An 18,990-nucleotide genomic window follows, 5' to 3' on the forward strand; every position below is an offset into this window, starting at 1 on the left:
CATCGACCATCACCGGCCGTTGCACCTCGGCTTTATGGTTTGAAGTTTCTTAGCTGCCTTTAGGCAACTTGAATATTACTTCTTAGCTGCCTTTGGACGCTTAGCACCGTACTTAGAACGACGCTGTGTACGGTTGGCAACACCTGCGGTATCAAGAGTACCACGAACGATGTGATAACGTACACCAGGAAGGTCCTTAACACGACCACCACGAACGAGAACAATACTGTGCTCCTGCAAGTTGTGACCCTCTCCTGGGATATAAGAGTTCACTTCCTTCTGGTTGGTCAAACGAACACGGGCAACCTTACGCATTGCCGAATTAGGCTTCTTAGGAGTTGTTGTGTAAACACGAACACATACGCCACGACGCTGTGGACAGTTGTCCAAAGCCGGAGACTTGCTCTTGTCTACGATGTCCTTTCTGCCTTTTCTTACTAATTGTGAAATAGTAGGCATAATTTTACTTTTTATTGTTATATATTTATTTTGTTTATTTTCAAACCATTACAAACACAAGTGAAACACTCTAAAAACGATATAATTCACTCTGTTGTTTCGGGTTGCAAAGGTACGAATAATCCGTTAAACGACCTAATAATAAGAAAAAGAATAATCTGCCAAACGCTATTCGTTAACAATAAATAACTTTTTACTTATTATTTAACAGTTCAAAAGAACCCATTCATACCATTTTGGGACTGAAAAACACAACTGACAGAGACCTTTTTCTATAATTTTGGAGTGAAAAACACATTCAAAGAAGCTAAATTATGTCATATCTGCTGTAAGAGACATCTGATTCATCTACGGTCATAAAATGACAACAATGAGCACTATCCGACATATAACACAGAGTATTTAATGGGCAACAAACACCCTATAAGTCAAACACTTAACATTACATGACAAAGGTTTGTGATTTTACCAAAGGTGTTCTTTGTTGACTAAAACTAACTCTGCCTCTACAAAACACCAATGTTACCACTTTTTAGTAACCCACTGAATAGTGTTTAGCAGGCTGCGCACATATGGTGCGGAGCATCAGCACCAATGGTGCTTACGAACAACACCATATGTGCTAAGCAGCTATACTTAGAAAGAAGACAACCTACTGAAGTCTTGATAATTAGAAAAAGACCCCTTTTATTAGAAGATTCCCATCTTACTTCATACTGAATCAACATATTTATAAGTGCAACGATACGACTTACCAATGAAAATCACAATTTTTAGGTATTGTAGTATCATTATTTAAGAAGTATCTTTGCGCCACCAAATTCGGCTACACCTTATATAATGTAGTCATTACTTAATATTACTCCTTAGGAGGATAACAACAGAAACATTTCATGTTACAAAACATTAAGAGAGGTATTGCCATGCTATCGGTAGCCTCTGCTATCAATTTAAGTGCGCAAACAACTTACAAGGCGCGAGTTATTAACCAAGATACAGGTGAGCCTATTATTGGTGCTGTGGTCAAAGGAAATAAAGGTGTAGAGGCAGTAACCAACGAAGACGGTTACTTCTCACTGAACACAAATGATGACCAGACACTGCACATCAGCTATATTGGTTTCAAGGAACAGGACATAAAGGCAAAAGCACTAAAAGGACAACCTACTATCAGTCTTATTCCTGGTATCGACCTTCAGGAGGTACAGGTTACAGCCAGTATCTCCAGTGCACGTAGTCAGAAAGCACTTGGAAGCAAGGTTGACCATGTCGACATTGATAATCTGAGTAAGAATGCGCATACAAATTCTCTCAGCGACATGCTTGATGGTAAGATTGGTGGTGTACAGATGTACCAAAGCAATGGTAAAGTTGGTATGCCAATCCGTTTTAACATGCGCAGTGGTGCTACAATGAGTATGGAGCGTGACCCAATCATCTATGTTGATGGTGTGAAATACAATAGCTCGCATATCTCTGACATCAACAGTTCACAAGATGCACTCAGTGCACTCAATGACTTGACCATTGATGATATTGCAACTATCGATGTCATAAAAGGTCCTTCTGCCGCAGCCAGCTATGGAGCAGAAGCTGCCAATGGTGTTATTGTTATCACAACCAAAAGAGGTAAAAATAACAATCCAGAAAACAGAAAGGCTGACATACAAGTGAAGATGTCGTTAGGCGCAGCTACATTGGCAAAAAAGTATGACCAGTTTGTAAATAATGACCCTATCAATAACTTCTTCCAAACTGGCTGGCAGAAAACAATCTACACCTCTGTTTCAAAAGCATTCAAAGAGAATCAGAACCTCTTCTTCTCTTACAATATGAATGACATTGCAGGTATAGTACCTGGCAATAAGGACAAACGACATAGTGCGAAGATGGCTTATGATCTTCGTTCTGGCCGTTTCTCACTCGGTGCTACAGCTTCCTACATACATGGTAACATCAGTCTTCCACAGACTGCAATGGGTAGATATGATGCGATATGGAACTTAATGATTAACCAGACGCCATGGCCATATGTCGACGAGAGTACGTGGCGAGCACAGAGTTGGACCTATGGCAACGACCGTTTCATCGGTAACCTTCGTCTTAGCTATATGCTTCCAGCAGATATAAAAATTGAGACTATCATTGGCGCAGACGTAAACCATACAGAAGGAATCTATCGTCTACCTTTCGGTTATAAGTTAGGAAATAATGCTGAGGGTGCAAAAAATATAAGCAACCGTAGAAACTCTAACTTTAACTGGGACATAAAAGCTACTCGTAAGTTTCATCTTGCAGACAAATGGGACCTTACAGCAACCCTTCTCTCACAGATTGCACGCCAGTACGAAACACTGAATAGTATTTCTGCATCTCGCTTTAGAAGTGATATCGACAATATCTCAGCAGCAACGGAACGTACAGTAACAGAGTCAAGCTTCGAACAACGCACATGGGGTCTCTATGGTGAGGCTTTCCTCAACTATGATAACCGTTTCTTTGTCAATGCAGGACTCAGACGTGATGCCTCTAACCTTATCGGTAGTAATGTGGCAAGTATCTATTATCCCTCTTTGAGTGCATCATACAACCTCAAGAATCAGAAGTTCCGCATTGCCTATGGTGAGAGTGGACGCCTTCCCTACCCTACAGATGCCCGCACATCTTATGTCATGGACGGCATCAGTGCTTATGGCCCAATTGTTAAACCTCAGTTCAAAGGTAACCCTGATATCAAACCTGAGCGTATGCGAGAGATTGAATTAGGAACGGATTGGACTATTCGTAACAGACATACATTGGCACTTACGCTGTATGCACAATACACCTCTGACGCAATCATCTACGATGACCTTCTTTCAAGCAATGGTTGGATAGGTAGCGTTCCACGTAACGTAGGACGCATCAAGGGTCATGGTATAGAGTTCAGCTACAATGGTAACCTCTGGAAACAGGCTAACCGCCATTCTCTTGACGTGTATGCAAACCTTAATTATCAGGCAAACAAAGTGACTGATACTGGTGGAAAGGATATCAACAACTATCCTAACGTTGTAAAAGAGGGACAACCTGTCTATGCTTTCTATTATCACACCGTTGAGAAGCCAGCCTTCAATGCTGACGGTACATACAACCAGAAAATAGGTGCCATAGAGAGTAATGACTACCAGTATCTTGGTAAGCCATTCCCATCTGTCAATGGTTCGTTTGGTTTCGACCTAAAACTCTTCAGCCACTTCACCTTCGGGACAAAGTGGAATTACGCTTTGGGTGCATCTATCTATAATCAAAGTTTCTATAATGTATCTGGTTTGGGTGACAACTTGAAGAAGCGTAACGACCAGCTGCAGGCTCTTGCAAATGCTACCGTAGGTACTGCAGAATATAACCAAATTGCTGAGGAATTGGCACACAGCGCACGCTTCAGAGCTAACTACATCGAGAAAGCTAACTTCTTGCGCTTGTCAACGCTCTACTTAGGTTATGATTTATCATCACTCTCTCGCAGATGGACACGCAACGTGGTGAATGGAATGCGTTTCTCTTTCGCTATACAAAATGTATTTGTCCTTACCAACTACTCTGGTGCTGACCCACAAGTAGAAGGCAACGGTGGTAATCGTAAGCAGAGAGGTATTGGAAGCTTGTCACGTGACATTACCAATACTCCACACCCACGCACTTACACAGCAACTTTAAGTTTCACATTATAAAAAGAAGACGATAAAATGAAAAAATCAATATATGCCATTCTCGCCCTTTCTGTACTATTCGCAAGTTGCGATTCATGGGTAGAAAATGCGGAGACACCAAGTAACACACTTACAAGAGACCAACTGAATAAATCAGCAATGGTTGCTAATATTCAAAGCAATAGTATTACTGATGGTCCGTTGGTAGCCTACGTAAAGACGCTTCAAGGCGATGCCTCTGCTGCAGCCTTCCTCGCTTTGGGTACAACCGTTGACGAATTGACCGAAGGAACGATTCCAAATGCACTCCTTTATCGCCAAATAGCGACTGACAACCTCACTCCATCTTCGGGTACTCAGAATGATCTATGGAATAAAATCCATAACTATTACGCTCGAAGCATTGAACTAACTGAGATTGCTGGACAGATAACAGGAGCAAATGCTGAGCAGACTGAGATTGTAAAAGCATATGGTAACTACGTTGGACATCTCCATGCTGGCTATGCTCTACAGTTGCTTGCAGAGTCTTTCTCTACAACTCCAGCAGCAGAAGGTGGATCTGTCATCTTGAATAAGGCTGTTGTTTCGCACGAGACACTACTAAACCAAGCTAAGGAGCAATACGAAGCTGCTGAGAAAGCTGCAAAGTCTGATGCACTAAAGTCCTTCAAGGGATTTGACCAAGACGCAGCTATCCGACAAGTAAAAACCTACGAACTCAAATTAGCTATGCATCGTGGACAATACGCAGACGCTAAGACATTCGTAGAAGGTGCACTGAAGGATGGTGAGACTGTGGAGGTAATCTATAACAACGATGGTGGTGACAACCCACTTTACAGTGCTATCGGTCCAAACAGCCGTGATGTACAAGTAAGCCCTTCTCTTGAAGCTGCAAGAACAACTGATGCTGAAAAGAAAGCCTTACCACTGGCTCATGCGAGTGTAGATAAGAAAAATCCTAATCGCTATAACATTTATGCGTCAGGGCTAACAAGAAAGGGCTCGATGATTATTTCAAACGATGATGACATCCATCTTATCAAAGCTGAACTCATCGTAAGAGGTATTATGACTGGTGATGCAATGACAGAGGTTAATAAGGTTATTGGCAAATATGACACAGCAAGTCAACTATCAACTCCCCCTACCCTCGCTCAAATAGCCGAGTTACGTCGTATCTTCCTTGCTTTCCGTGGTGAACGCACAGCAGATATCCGCCGTGGTTTAGAACAAGGTTCTTCCGCGACAACATGGGCAAGCCGTAAAATCAAGTGGCTGCCAATGCCTGAGAAAGAGTTACAAAGCCAAGGACTATAAGGATCTGAAAATCCCACTTCATCCATACAGCACCCTTCCATCAAAACCACAATAGGCTTCTAATGGAAGGGTGTAGTGTTTTTCGCTAACAAAAGACCATTCGTCTAATACTAAACAAAAGAAGAATACAAAAAAAGGATGTACCTTCATTGTTGGCACATCCTCGTCTATATTCTTTTCTGTAATCTGACACTTCTTCTTTACAAGAGATGATCGAAGAGAGCTTATTCAGGGACTGGACCGACACTTTCCTCTTTCTTTTTCTTCTCTTTCTTTTCCTCCTTCTCTTTCTCATCCTTCCACTCCTCCCAGTAGATAGTTTCAGACACTAGCGAACGAGTAGCAACCTTATTGCTCTGCGTGCGTGAAGTCTCGGGAATAAAGCGTACACGGATGCCTTTTATCTGCTTTGCCGTCACTTCTTCTGGCTTCGCGATACCCTTATCAGCGTTGATGGTGTAGTAAAACGTACCCACGCCCTCCAGTTTCACCGTGCGCCCTTCGGCCATAAAGGAAGCCATCACACCGCCAAGATCCTTTAACACAGCATACGTGTCACCACGGCTCACCGTTGAAATCAATGCCAAGCGATCTGCCACCTGATCTGTCGTTACAGGTTTTCCAACCGTCACTACCTGTGGATACCACAGGCCTGTAATCTTTTTCTTTACTTTTTTAAAAAATGCCATAATATTAATACTTTAAAGTTGATAAATATAGTTTGTAAATTATTTTCTTAATTAAGATACTCTCACCCCTATTCTCAGGCTACCTCGGTATAGGACTAAGGGTATCTCAGTATAGGACCGAGGTACCCTTAGTCCAATACCGAGATAGCCTATTTTATAACACATTGATAATCAATATATTACTAAAGCGCATAAATACCCTTATATTTGTAAATATTTTTCGTGCTAATTGTCACCGAAATCCGAGAATGGCTGCACTCTGTACCCAAGCTCGCTACCATTGATTGTCACGGAGACGCTGCTACTGCCGAAAGTTATGTAATATGCTTTGTTACTAGCTGATGGATGGGCACTAGACGACCAGTATTGTCCAATTCCTCCAACGCCGATTAGCATACCATAGTTATAGAGCCCCAGGGCTGGTAGATAAAAATAATCACCGATATCACTAGCAGAGGGGAGACCAGGATTAAGAGAACTGATGGTAAAGTATTGATATTGTGTACGTAGATCCACGCTGGCATTGTCAGGAATATGAGTATCTGTGAAGCCACTTATATTTGACTTCTTCTTGAACCACATTCCACCTTTGTACAGATGACCCATAGTCGTCCATAGTTTGTCTCCATCCCATCGTGGATCGCCTTTTTTGATATACCATACCATTTCATTGGCATTAGGAACTGAGATACAGGACTGTGTTGCATCAAACCTACCTGAGCCACCTCCTTCGTGATAGTAACGAAAATCACTATTATTCTGGGCATAGTTTGACGAGCTATTGCCATCGAGTGTTGGCTGACCTACACCTGCGGCTAGATTTCTTGTCCATTCGTAACCAGACCAATATTGCTGCCAAGCATCCCACATGTAGTAATGATCGCCATCATAATCTTTTATGTCAAGGTTGGCAGTCATATCGTAATAGGTGTTCTTGTCGTAATTGAAAGCACTTAGGGTCTTAGTGATAGTTCCCTCAACATTGGTGGCAATATCTTTTAAGGTGTATTTTACCGTGAGCGTATGTGTACCTGGTTTGATAAGCACATAAGCACTGTTATCTGTTACGCTGGCTACTTTCTTTATTGGGAAACCGTTAGGAGAAACGCTACTTCCGGCTGTTGTAACAACAATCTGTTTACCTGTACCTGTACCAGTAAGTTCGCCACTTGATGGGTCAAGCGTGTAAGTTCCTGTGATGTTATTGTCGGAAGTTACTTCAACTTTTGTAAGGTAGCAATCATTTAAGGTTGCGTTTGGATTATAAGGCTGGAGAACAAGGATGGCTGCTTGGTGATCAAGCGCAAAAGAGAATGAACCACCACCTACAGTACCTGTTGCATCTGCTGTTCCGCAGTCGCCTGACACGCCAAAGTGAGCGGTGCTGTTTGGCTCTGATTGGCTTTGAGCTGCTGGAATTGTTACCTGATCATTGCTACCGTTCTTGCCAGGGTAGTAAACCTTATAGCTGGCGCTTGCAGTAAATTTACCTGGCACCTTAAACTTGAAAGAAGTAACCTTACCTGTTGGTGAATTGCTACTCTTACGCCATACGTTGTTGTCATCCTTTACATAAATATAGTCACCTGCTTCCCAATAGAAATTACCACTGGTGTAATCCATTGTGGTACGGGTTTTAGCCTCATCACCTGCAACAAAGGTAGTAAGGTTTTTATCGTTCTCGGTGTCAGTGCCTGTTGTGCCCTGTGCTACATCTTCATTGGCACACGATGCGAATGCCAACGCGAGTCCGCAGAAAGCGGCAAACGATAACAGGCGTGTCTTAAATAAATTCTTTTTCATTGTCTGTCTTTTCTTTTTTTGATTCTGTTTTCTTTTCTGTAAATAACTCTCTTGCTTAATCTTCCCATGGAGAAGAAGTACCCTTGCTACTCTCTTCTAAATCTTCCCATTCTGCTACAGCTTTAGCACTTGATGGACCAGAAGCATGATGTCCAGGATTGTGCTGGCTAGGGAAAGAGGTAGCCATAAGATTAGTTTCTTCACTCACGTGTGCTATCTGGCACTGTGGCACGAGATAGACTTTTCTTTCTTTTGTTTTCATCATCTTTTTGATTTGATTAAAATAGTTGTTATCTACTCTCTATGTGGCTTTATTGCTCACCTTTTATTATATACATCCTAATAACCCTCTTAACCGCCTGCCTTCTCCCCCTCTACAGGCAGACAGCACGTTACCACTGCCTGCCCGAGAAATCAACGAGAGAAAACAAACTATTACTAGAGAATTACAAGTATCTTCTACGGTAAAATCAATGCGTAAAACGTTCTTATTTTGCCTTTTCAACAGCTCACAAATAGACACGAAAAAGCGAACAAAGAAAACTCCTAGAAGTCCTTTGTTTACAAGGGTTACGCTACGCTTCGCGCGCGCGTAGACTGGAAGAAAAAATGGATGATTAAACGCTAGTAGCGCCTGTGTGTGTGTGTGTGTGTGTGTGTGTGTGTGTGTGTGTGTGTGTGTTAGCAAAATATCTGAAACTACCAAATATAAAGCACTAAAAAAGGCAAAGAAACTAAAATTTCTTTGCTGTGCTGAATTGGTCTGATATGTCATTGCTAAGTTATTCACGCTGCAAAGGTAAAAAGAAAATATGGAATAAAAGAATAAACAGAGATAAAATAGCCTTCATAACTTAGGGAATTTCAGTTAATTCCCTACTTACAGCGTACGTTATCAGGCAGAACGCTGTGATGGTTGTCCGTTGAGAGGCTCATGTTTTAAGGCAAGAGGAAACAGAATTATAGAAGTAAACCACCAACTACAGCACTATAAACAAAAGGCACGGGACTAACAATCCTGCACAATAGGCACCTAACAATAAAAGAATAGTAAATACAATAATACTCATTGAGATTTAATCTTGAATGCAAAGGTAAGCAAATACTCCGAAAGTAGATAGCCTCTTTTAAGAAATTAAGTTGACCTTATCTAAAAACAAAGAAACACCATCGACAAATAGAAGCACATTTATCATTCTAAGGATCTAACATTCTCAAACATGCGAGCGCAATTACTGCCCAAAATATGTCTGAACCTCATCTATAATTATTAACTTTGCCAAAAAATAAGCAAACGATGGACAAAAGAACAAATGTAATTACCAAGAATCCTATTAATTTCATTGGAACACGATTTTTAAAACTGTATCTACTTATTGGATTTATCCTAAGAATTATCTTAATGTGGAATGTCCCCGAAGATTCTTCTTTCTCTTTCTGGGAGATAATCAGATTCTTAAGTGTTGGCTTCGTAACAGATATTTGTATGGCAATTTTGCTTGCCTTACCATTACAAATTATAAACCTTGGGCTAAATGAAGCTAAATATCATCGTGTCACAGGATGGATCATTGAACTTCTACTAACTATTGCCTTTGCCTACGTATTATTCTTCCACACCATCTTCCACGAATATGGAGGCGGCGCACCAAAGATTGCACGAATATTCCTCGGATGGAAACTATTCAGTTTCTCCATACGCTTTTTCATTCCAAGAACAAGAGAAGCATGGCGTAAGATCTCCCTCTATATAACTTGGGCTGTATATGTTTTCTTATTACTTTGCGTCACAGCAGGAGAATACATCTTCTGGGGAGAGTTTGGCGTAAGATATAATTTCATTGCAGTAGACTATCTCGTCTACACTCACGAAGTTATTGGGAACATCATGGAGTCTTATTCTATTGTTCCGTTGATTGGCATTACATTACTCTTAACAGCTGCAATTATCTTCCTTCAATCGCGACATTACAAGCTAAAGGTTACTCATCTTTACAATGCGAAGAAGTTTCTTATACACCTTTCTATATATATGGTCTTAGCAATAAGCTCATATTTTATCTTACAAGGCACCCATGCTCTACAAAGTAACAATCAATACGTTACTCAACTTGAACAAAACGGAGCCTGCGACTTTGTCATTGCTTTCCAGAGTAACATGTTAGAGTATGATAAGTTCTATACTATGTTACCCAAACAACAATGTGTGTCTCAGTATCGTCAATTAAGTGGACTTAACAAGGAGGGAAAAAAGGCGATTGGAGAGTTCCTTGCTTCACAACGCCCTAACATCGTCTTAATAACAGTAGAAAGCCTAAGTGCTGATTTCCTTACGCGATATGGAAATAAAGAGAACCTTACCCCACAACTTGACAAGCTCATGCAAGGGAGTATTGTCTTTGACAGTCTATACGCAGCAGGAAACAGAACAGTTAGAGGATTAGAAGCATTATCTCTTTGCATTCCACCGAGTGCAGGAGAAAGCATCATCAAGCGAAAGGCTAACCGAATGGGGAACTTATCAATAGGTCGTATCCTTTCTCACTTGGGGTACAAATCGCAATTCATCTATGGCGGAGATAGTTATTTCGATAACATGGGCGACTTCTTCAGTCATAATGGCTACGAGGTAATAGACCGAAAGGACATACCGAACAATCAAGTAACATTCGCAAACATTTGGGGTGTCTGTGATGAAGATATCTTCAACAAGAGCTTACAAGTATTCGATAAGGACTATCAGTCGAAACTTCCTTTCTTCGCACAGATTATGACCACGAGCAACCATCGCCCTTACACCTATCCCAGTGGCAGAATTAAAGTAGACGGTGACCCTAACACAAGAGAAGCCGCAGTAAAATATACAGACTATGCAATCGGTAAATTCATTAATGACGCCCGAAAGAAAGCATGGTTCCAGAATACCGTATTCGTAGTTATTGCTGATCACTGTGCATCCAGTGCCGGGAAAACATCACTTCCTATAGACCGCTACCATATTCCATGCCTCATCTATGCGCCAGCTATTCTCCAACCAAGAAAGATTGAAACTATATGCTCGCAGATTGATGTCATGCCTACCCTACTTTCTCTCCTCAAGTTACGTTGCACTGTAAGTTTCACAGGACAAGACATCCTCGCACCAACCTATCATCCTCGTGCATTCATGGCAACTTACCAAGACCTTGGGTATCTTGAAGGTAATCGACTAACTGTTTTATCGCCAGTCCGCAATATACGACAATACATCGTTCGTCCATTACACGATGGTACATTTGAAGAGCAACCTACAAAGCAAATGAATCAAGAACTCGTTCGCAAGGCGCAGGCTTACTACCAATACACAAACTTATACGTGAAAGCGCAATAGCTTAACCAAAGTAGTGAACTTGTAACATGCTTACAAGCCCCTCTGAAACAGAAAGTCGCCCCCAATATGGAGGCGACTTTCAAGTATTTTAATCTTAAAGGGATTGCTTATGCTTCAACCTTACCATTGCCAAATGGAGCGATGGTGCGTGGTCCCTGGTCTTTGGGTTCGCGGCGGTCATCTTACCAAACTCTTTCTCGTAGCATACTACATTGTCCTGCAAAGCTGCAAGGAGACGCAATGCGTGCTCAGGAGCAATAAATACTTTCTTCTTTTACGCAAAGATAATACATTAAAGTTATTTGTCCAAATCTAACTACAAAAGTTTTACTCTAAACCTATTAGATTTCCACCTCAAAATAACACTACTAACAGAACTTCCTTTAGGTTCTTCCATTAAAGTCAAATCAACCAATAGAGCCTCATGACATTTTGTTTTATTATTGATATCTTTCCGTCTTCTGCGAGGCCACTTATTCCCATATCAACCAATACTTGTAAACTATTTTCATACAACTCAAAACCAATACATGCTCTTTTGGTTGCTAAAAGACGCCTAATTGACTTACAAAAGATGCCCTTTAGAGGTCTTACTAACGCCCTTTTGAAGTCCAATTAAGCACCTTTTCTTACACAGGATCATAACTAACTGATTTACTATTGGTTACAAACTTATCTTTTACATATATTTTTGCCGTTATTTGTAGATGTTTTATTCGAGATTATGTAATAATTTTTCAAAATAATTATCTGCAACACTTTGTTTTTACAGCATTTTTATTTATGAACTTATCTTGACTTTTGTTTCTTTTTCACTTTCTTCATCAGAATAACAATAAATGCTATATAATTCCATGCTTGCCAACTGGTCAAAGTAACATCAAATCTGTTCAACAGACTTCTGTATGAATCCAACCACGCATTTGTTCTTTCTATGCTGTACCTTTCTTTATACAGTATATCGTCAAACAAATAGCAATCTTGCTCACCCCTTGCTCTATAATTAAATGCTACATTTGCAAACACACCCATTCTTAGGCACATGTGTCTAAACTCTTTTGCATCGAATCCCGCATCAGCATTGAGAAATAATCCATCAGTAGAAATATCAGACTTTGTGAGTTGTGAGAATACTTCTTTAACCACTTCTGAAATATTGTACAAATCATTGTGAGAACCTGCAACTGGAGTGGATATGGCGAGTGGTATTCCCTGACGGTCAGTTACATAAATAGCATTTGTAGTCTTGCTCTTCTTGCGTCCCTGATAGCTCTGACAATCTCCACCACGTAATGCTGTTGTATGGCTGCCATCCAAATCTATACTTGACATATCCAAGAAAGATTTATAACGGCCTAGAAGTATTGTCCACACTTTTTGCCATTCTCCTTTCTTACACCATTTGCGAAAATGTCCGTATACGGTTTTGTAATGAAGAACCTTTGCTGTGAAGAACGATGAAACTGGAAGCATATACCATTGGCAACCAGTCTTAAGCTTATAAAGAATGCATTGAATTACCTCAGACAGGCAGCTTTGGCAAATATATCCACGTTTTGCTACTGATAAATGAGGTAGAATTTCATTTTTTATTGTATCTTTGTCCAGTACTTTGTACATGAGAGGTATTTAAAGCTTGGTTCACTAATACAAAGATAAGAATTCCTCTCTATTTTAACAAAATAAAAAGTCAAGACGACTTCGATATTGAATTACTTCGATACGTTTGCTGAGCATCATAATGTCGACTTCATGTTGGGTGCGGAGTATTATGATTATAACTACTTCTGGATGAATGCTTCTACAAAGAATTCACCTACAGATGATATCCCTACACTCAATGCTGGTGCTGATAAGGATAGCAATCCAAAGTCAGAGAAGTCTGGTAATCGTATCGAGTCTCTCTTCGGACGCTTCAATTATGATTACAAACAGAAGTATTTGCTCAGCTTTACCTTCCGCTATGATGGTAACTCTAAGCTGAAAGATAATCGTTGGGGTTTCTTCCCTGGTATCTCTTTGGGTTGGAACATGATGGAAGAAGACTTCTGGAAGGAGTCTAAGTTGTCGAACTTTGTTAGCAATATCAAGCCTCGTATCAGCTATGGTAGCAATGGTAATGTGAGTGGTATTGGTGATTTCTATATCTATGGAATCTATGACCAACTTACAAACTATCATGGTAACACTGCTTTCTACGACCGTTCGCTTGTGAATACAGCCTTAAAGTGGGAGCAGAGTCACACGTTCGAGGCTGGTCTTGACCTCGGCTTCTTTAAAAATCGTTTGTCATTAATTCTCGATTACTACGTTCGTAATACGAGTAATCTGCTTCAGAGTGTGAACCTTCCTTCTTACTTAGGTTTCTCTTCTATCCAAACAAACTTGGGTAAGTTGCGTAATCAAGGATTTGAAATGGAGGTGCGTGCTACTCCTATTCACCTGAAGAATAGTTTCCGTTGGGACCTCTCTTTCAATCTCTCAACTGTAAAGAATACAATTATTCAGCTTCCTAAGAGCGACCGTCCATTCAATCAACTTCAAGGAGTAGAGGTTGCTGCGGGCAAGGTTGGCGCTGATGGCAAGACTCCTACTAAGTGGATTGGTGGTTATCGTGAGGGTGGAACACTCGGAGAACTCTATGGTTACAGCCAAGATCACATCTTTAGAGATTGGGATGATGTAAAGGCAAATGCTAACAAGCGTATTGATAACATTGCAAAGTTGTACGGTCCTGGTCTTGCTGATGAAGTAAACCCACAGACTGGAGTGCTTTATAAGAACTCAACAGGCTGGAAGGCTATTGAGCCTGGTGATGTTTGTTGGGAGGATATCAATGAAGATGGTATCATCAACTCACTCGATCGTAAGGTGTTGGGTAACTCAAGACCAACGGTAACAGGAGGTTGGACAAGTACGTTAAGCTATAAGAACCTCTCATTATTTGCTCGTTTCGATTACGCTTTGGGTCATACAATCTACAATGACCTCAAGGCTCGTTCCATGGGACAATTTCAAGGACAGTTCAATCTCATTGATAATGTAAAGGATATGTGGACAGAGACCAATCCAGGTGCCAGCTATCCAGCATTCAGTTATGCTGATCAGTTGAATAAGCAGAACATCTGGCGTGAAGGCTCTAAGTTCTTTGAGAAGGCTGGTTACATGGCTTTGCGTGAGATAACATTGAGTTATACCTTACCAAGAACATGGGTTAAGGCAATGAAGATGGCGAATGCCAATGTTTATGTGACAGGACAGAACCTCTTCTATCTTACCCCTTATGACGGAGCTTCTCCAGAAGCAATCTTGGACGGATATGACTACGGTCGTTACCCAACTCCTCGCACACTTATCTTTGGATTAAACGTTACATTTTAATTAAGCAATGTTACTTACAATGAAAAAGTTACTATCCTATATAACAGCTGCAGCTCTCAGCCTTTCGCTGACAGGCTGTATGGACATTGAGCCAGTTAGTACTATTACCGATGCAAACTACTGGAAGAATCCTGATCAAGTACAGGCTTTCAATCAAGGACTGAGTTCTTGGATGCGAAGCTATGCTGATAAGTATATCGTCTGGGGTGAGATGCGAAGTAATATCTATAGTGGAACCGCTTTTAGTGGTGAGGCTCCACAGGGTTATGACCGTCTATGGAATAACACACTTGAGAAGAGTAGTGCGGTGGTAGGCAACTATGGAGGTCTTTATACTGGTATCAACCAAATCAATTTGATGATAGATAAGGTGAATGAAGCCGGCTATCTGACAGATGTGGAGAAGACTAACTACCTTGCCGGTGCTTATGGTATACGTGCTTTCTTGTATTTTCAGTTGCTCCGTACCTATGGTGATGTTATTGTTTATCTACAGCACACGGAGGGCAAGACTATTGACTTAGGTAAGGTTGCCCGTAAGCAGGATGCAGCTGCTGACGTAATGAAGCAGATTAAGGCAGACATCTCGGCTTCAGAAACCGCTTATAACAATAACTATAAGTTCACCAACGGACGTACTTATTGGTCGCTTGCTGCAACCAAGATGCTTAAAGGTGAGGTATATCTGTGGAGTGGAAAGCAGATGGGTGGTGGTACTGCCGACTATCAGACTGCGCTTACAGCTTATCAAGATGTTCAGAATAATGCGGATGTGAGTCTGCTTGATAATTTTGAAGATGTCTTTGCATATGATAACAAGGAGAATAAAGAGATTATCTATGCACTCCATAATCGAGAGAATGAAACTTCTTTGTGGGGTGGACTTTACACTTCACTCGTAATGAACAAGCAGAATGTAGGTGCTTATCGTCTGCATAACGATACTGGTCAGGCAATTCAGTTTAGTGAGTCACCGAATCTAAACTTGCGTTTAGGTAGTGGTGTAATGCGTTTCCCACTGGATAAACGTTTGTGGACGAAGCTCTATACAAATGATAATGACAAGCGTAAGAAGGCTTCTTTGGCAGATGTTTATCAGGCTTCAGACGGTTCATACGTGGGTAATATCTGTAATAAGTTCCACGGAACATTGCTTGCTGGTAGCTCAGCTACATCATGGTATGATGACCAACCTATCTATCGCTATGCAGAGTGTCTGCTTGGTATTGCTGAGGCTAAGGTCTTCTTAGGTCAGGACCCATCAACAGAAATCAATCAAGTTTGTCGTCGTGCTTATGGTGCTACCTACTTTAATGCACATGCTGAGGTACAATATCCAAATGATGTAAGTACTGGAGGAAGTACCGCACTGACCAACTTCTATACCGATAACCCATTTGTTGGTGGTGATGAGGACCCAATAGAAGCTATCCTTAAAGAGCGTATGCGCGAGTTCTTGTTTGAAGGGAAGCGTTGGCATGATATTCGTTTGGTTGATAAGGCTACAAAGTATTCAACAGCAAGTGCCGACCGCTTGTTGTGGCCTATTGATGAAACAACGAAGTCAACCAATGCAGAGCTGAAACAGACTCCAGGCTACGGAGATTAATTCAAAAGACCATTAAGTTTTATTTTATAGGGGAAAGTACGGGAAAGTGTTCTCGTCTTTCCCCCTTTCTTTTGCAGGTAATTAGCAAGACGCTCTGTTTCCTATTAATGTTATTAGGCATACATTATGTGTTTTAATCGTTTGTTCGTGCCTTGCCATAGGTTATGATGTTTTTTATATACCATCTTCAAATCTTGTGTTGATGCTCCGCACATATGGTGCTCATGCTCCGCACCAATGGTGCTAAGCATGAATTAAACTACTCATATGCCCATTTATTCTAAGAATAGACTTGTTTATTGTCAGTTGTTTACTAAGTTTTAGGTATTGTACGCTCTATAGAATATTAATACTTTTGCATCGATAGTTGAATACATATTTTTTACTTAAGACTCTATTCGTTGTAACACGGAGTCTTTAAACTACAAGTTAGATGAAGAATAACAGAAAAATACTTATCTGCACAGGGGTGTATAATACTTGTTCGTTATATAGAAAGTCGATTTGTCTAACACTTTTTTCAAGTTTTTTCATGCTTAGTGGTAATGCGCAAGAGGTGAATAAGCGTGATACAACTGTTGAAATGAAAGAAGTTATGGTGACAGCACGTAGCGAGATTAGGAAGCTGAAGGAGTCGGCAATGCCTATATCCGTTATAGGACAGCGCCAGTTACAAGGTACAGCAACAAATATTAATGACGTACTTGCGCGTACAGTTGGTGTTACCGTACGAAACACAGGAGGCTTAGGTAGTGCCTCTCGTATCTCACTTCGTGGTTTGGAAGGTAAGCGTATGGGAATGTATGTGGATGAAGTTCCGATATCTCAGTTGAGTAACTTTGTTGCCTTAAACGATATTCCTACGAATATGATAGAGCGTATAGAGGTATATAAAGGTATTGTTCCTTATAAGTTTGGTGGTTCAGCCTTGGGAGGAGCAGTCAATGTAGTAACAAAGGAATATCCACCAGTATATTTTGACTTCTCATACGAGTTAGGTTCATTTAACACACATCAAGTATCAACGGTGTTTAAACGTACCAACCATAAAACAGGTCTACAATTTGGTATTGGTGGAGCCTTCTCGTTCTCAAAGAACAATTACAAGATGACATTGGCTAATTTGGACAATAGAGTCGTGGAAAGAGACCATGATAAGTTCAATAAAGTCATGGCTGGAATGTCTGTTAAGGCTACGAAATGGTGGTTTGATGAAATGAAGTGGGAACTTATTTTCCTCAAGACACGCCAAGAGATACAAGGAATCGACCTCGATGTGCGTGAGGCTTATAACCATTCTGTCAGTGGATTGACGGCATTGACACTAAAGCGTAAGAATTTCTTTTTAGATGGTCTCGATTTTGATTTTGATATAGGATATATCATTGGTAGGTATGGTTTGAATGATAAGGCTTCAAATCGTTATGATTGGGATGGAAACAAGTTGCCAGCAGTCTCTCCATATGGAGGAGAGCAGAATAACTTCCCTTCAGATGGAAGAAACCGGTCGAATGAGCTGACATCAAAGCTTAATTTGGGATATACCATAGATAAGCATCATGGTATCAATCTGAATGTTTACTTTGATAGGAATTCACTTCATCCAAATGATTCCTTAATGGATAAAGCCTTAGGATTTCAATCAAATTTCCCAAGTAAGATGAAAACCTTAACAACGGGGTTATCATACGATCTGACCCTCTTTGATGGTCGTTTCCAAAACGCTTTTACTTTAAAGAACTTTATTTTCTCATCTCATTCTCGTAGTATAGATGTTTATTCGGTACGTGCACCAGAGCCTGTAAAAGTGTCTAAATCTTATTTTGGATTTAGCGACGCCTTTCGTTATAAGTTTACAGACGACTTGATGCTAAAGGCTTCTTTTAATTCAGAGGTGCGAATACCTACAAGTGAGGAGTTGATAGGTAATGGATATTCTATCCTTGCATCCCCAGCTTTGAAGCCTGAGCGTACATCTGGTGTCAATCTTGGTATGCTTTATCGTCACTTAAAACAAGATGGTGGACTTGTTGAGATAGAATTGAATGGATTTTATAATCAGTTGAAAGACATGATAAGGTTCACGCCTGATATGATTCCTACGATGGCTCGCTATCGTAACTTTGGTAGTGTTCGTACGAGAGGTGTTGAACTTGATGTTAAAGGAGATGTCTGTCCAGTACTTTATCTTTATGCGAATGGTACTTATCAAGACCTTCGTGACGTGAGAAAGTTAACTCCTGGTACTACTGTCGAGAATCCCACTTATATGAAGCGTATCCCAAACGTACCTTATCTATTAGCAAACTTTGGCGCAGAGTTCCATAAAGAAAACCTCTTTGGAGGAAAGGAACAGAACACACGTTTCCTCTTTGATGCTTCATACGTGCATACGTATTTCTATGATTTTGAAGTAAGTCGGTATCAAGATAAGAAGATTCCTTCAGCTTTGACGATGGATGCAGCAATAGAACATAGTTTCAAGAATGACCAATGGGTTCTGACGTTTAAAGTAAAGAATCTCACTAATCGCCGTGTTGTATCAGAGTTTAATCGTCCTCTGCCAGGAAGATATATAGGAGTAAAAGTTAGATATCTTCTGAAGTAAGAGGCAATAAGACTTTATTTTGCAATATGAAAGAGTAAAGTGTGATTCATAAAGAA

10 protein-coding genes and 3 pseudogenes are annotated in these 18,990 nt (G+C 40.6%); 7 read left to right on the plus strand and 6 right to left on the minus strand.

Going from position 1 to position 18,990, the window contains the following annotated elements:
- Positions 1-75: 75 nt before the first annotated feature.
- Positions 76-459 (minus strand): 30S ribosomal protein S12, encoded by a 384-nt coding sequence (gene rpsL / locus J4861_RS10070; protein WP_004335835.1) that lies wholly within the window; start codon positions 457-459, stop codon positions 76-78.
- A gap of 893 nt (positions 460-1,352) precedes the next feature.
- On the opposite strand from rpsL, the gene J4861_RS10075 reads away from it, so the two are divergent.
- The gene (locus J4861_RS10075; protein ID WP_211816731.1) at positions 1,353-4,172 is read left to right on the plus strand and encodes a TonB-dependent receptor domain-containing protein; all 2,820 of its coding nucleotides are present in this window, start codon (positions 1,353-1,355) and stop codon (positions 4,170-4,172) included.
- 15 nt (positions 4,173-4,187) lie between these two features.
- Positions 4,188-5,474 carry a hypothetical protein gene (locus J4861_RS10080; RefSeq protein ID WP_211816732.1) on the plus strand — a complete coding sequence of 429 codons (1,287 nt, stop codon included), beginning with the start codon at positions 4,188-4,190 and terminating at the stop codon, positions 5,472-5,474.
- 224 nt (positions 5,475-5,698) lie between these two features.
- On the opposite strand, the gene J4861_RS10085 is transcribed toward J4861_RS10080, so the two are convergent.
- From J4861_RS10085 to J4861_RS10095, 3 genes are all read right to left on the minus strand, one after another.
- Positions 5,699-6,163, minus strand: coding sequence for an HU family DNA-binding protein (locus J4861_RS10085; RefSeq protein WP_211816733.1), 465 nt, complete (start codon positions 6,161-6,163; stop codon positions 5,699-5,701).
- Positions 6,164-6,388: 225 nt separating this feature from the next.
- Positions 6,389-7,966 carry a hypothetical protein gene (locus J4861_RS10090; RefSeq protein WP_211816734.1) on the minus strand — a complete coding sequence of 526 codons (1,578 nt, stop codon included), beginning with the start codon at positions 7,964-7,966 and terminating at the stop codon, positions 6,389-6,391.
- Between the two features lie 55 nt (positions 7,967-8,021).
- A complete protein-coding gene (locus J4861_RS10095) occupies positions 8,022-8,231 on the minus strand; it encodes a hypothetical protein (protein WP_211816735.1) in 210 nt (69 codons plus the stop codon).
- Between the two features lie 613 nt (positions 8,232-8,844).
- Between J4861_RS10095 and J4861_RS10100 the strand changes: the two are divergent.
- Positions 8,845-8,976 (plus strand): annotated as a pseudogene (locus J4861_RS10100) (transposase); the annotation flags it as partial.
- A 287-nt stretch (positions 8,977-9,263) separates the two neighbouring features.
- Positions 9,264-11,336, plus strand: coding sequence for an LTA synthase family protein (locus tag J4861_RS10105; RefSeq protein WP_211816736.1), 2,073 nt, complete (start codon positions 9,264-9,266; stop codon positions 11,334-11,336).
- Positions 11,337-11,443: 107 nt separating this feature from the next.
- On the opposite strand, the pseudogene J4861_RS10110 reads toward J4861_RS10105, so the two are convergent.
- Together J4861_RS10110 and J4861_RS10115 are read right to left on the minus strand one after the other, a co-directional pair.
- Positions 11,444-11,604: pseudogene (locus tag J4861_RS10110) on the minus strand (DUF3467 domain-containing protein); the annotation flags it as partial.
- Between the two features lie 521 nt (positions 11,605-12,125).
- The gene (locus J4861_RS10115) at positions 12,126-12,956 is read right to left on the minus strand and encodes an IS5 family transposase (RefSeq protein WP_211816737.1); all 831 of its coding nucleotides are present in this window, start codon (positions 12,954-12,956) and stop codon (positions 12,126-12,128) included.
- 84 nt (positions 12,957-13,040) lie between these two features.
- Here J4861_RS10115 and J4861_RS10120 point away from each other — a divergent pair.
- The 3 genes and pseudogenes from J4861_RS10120 to J4861_RS10130 form a co-directional block, all read left to right on the plus strand.
- Positions 13,041-14,717 (plus strand): annotated as a pseudogene (locus J4861_RS10120) (SusC/RagA family TonB-linked outer membrane protein); the annotation flags it as partial.
- A 19-nt stretch (positions 14,718-14,736) separates the two neighbouring features.
- Positions 14,737-16,326: a SusD family outer membrane lipoprotein NanU gene (nanU, locus tag J4861_RS10125; RefSeq protein ID WP_211816738.1), complete on the plus strand. Its 1,590-nt coding sequence runs from the start codon at positions 14,737-14,739 to the stop codon at positions 16,324-16,326.
- A 433-nt stretch (positions 16,327-16,759) separates the two neighbouring features.
- The gene (locus J4861_RS10130) at positions 16,760-18,934 is read left to right on the plus strand and encodes a TonB-dependent receptor plug domain-containing protein (RefSeq protein WP_211816739.1); all 2,175 of its coding nucleotides are present in this window, start codon (positions 16,760-16,762) and stop codon (positions 18,932-18,934) included.
- The last annotated feature ends 56 nt before the right edge of the window (positions 18,935-18,990 follow it).

The organism is Prevotella melaninogenica, assembly GCF_018127925.1.
Taxonomy (GTDB): domain Bacteria; phylum Bacteroidota; class Bacteroidia; order Bacteroidales; family Bacteroidaceae; genus Prevotella; species Prevotella melaninogenica_C.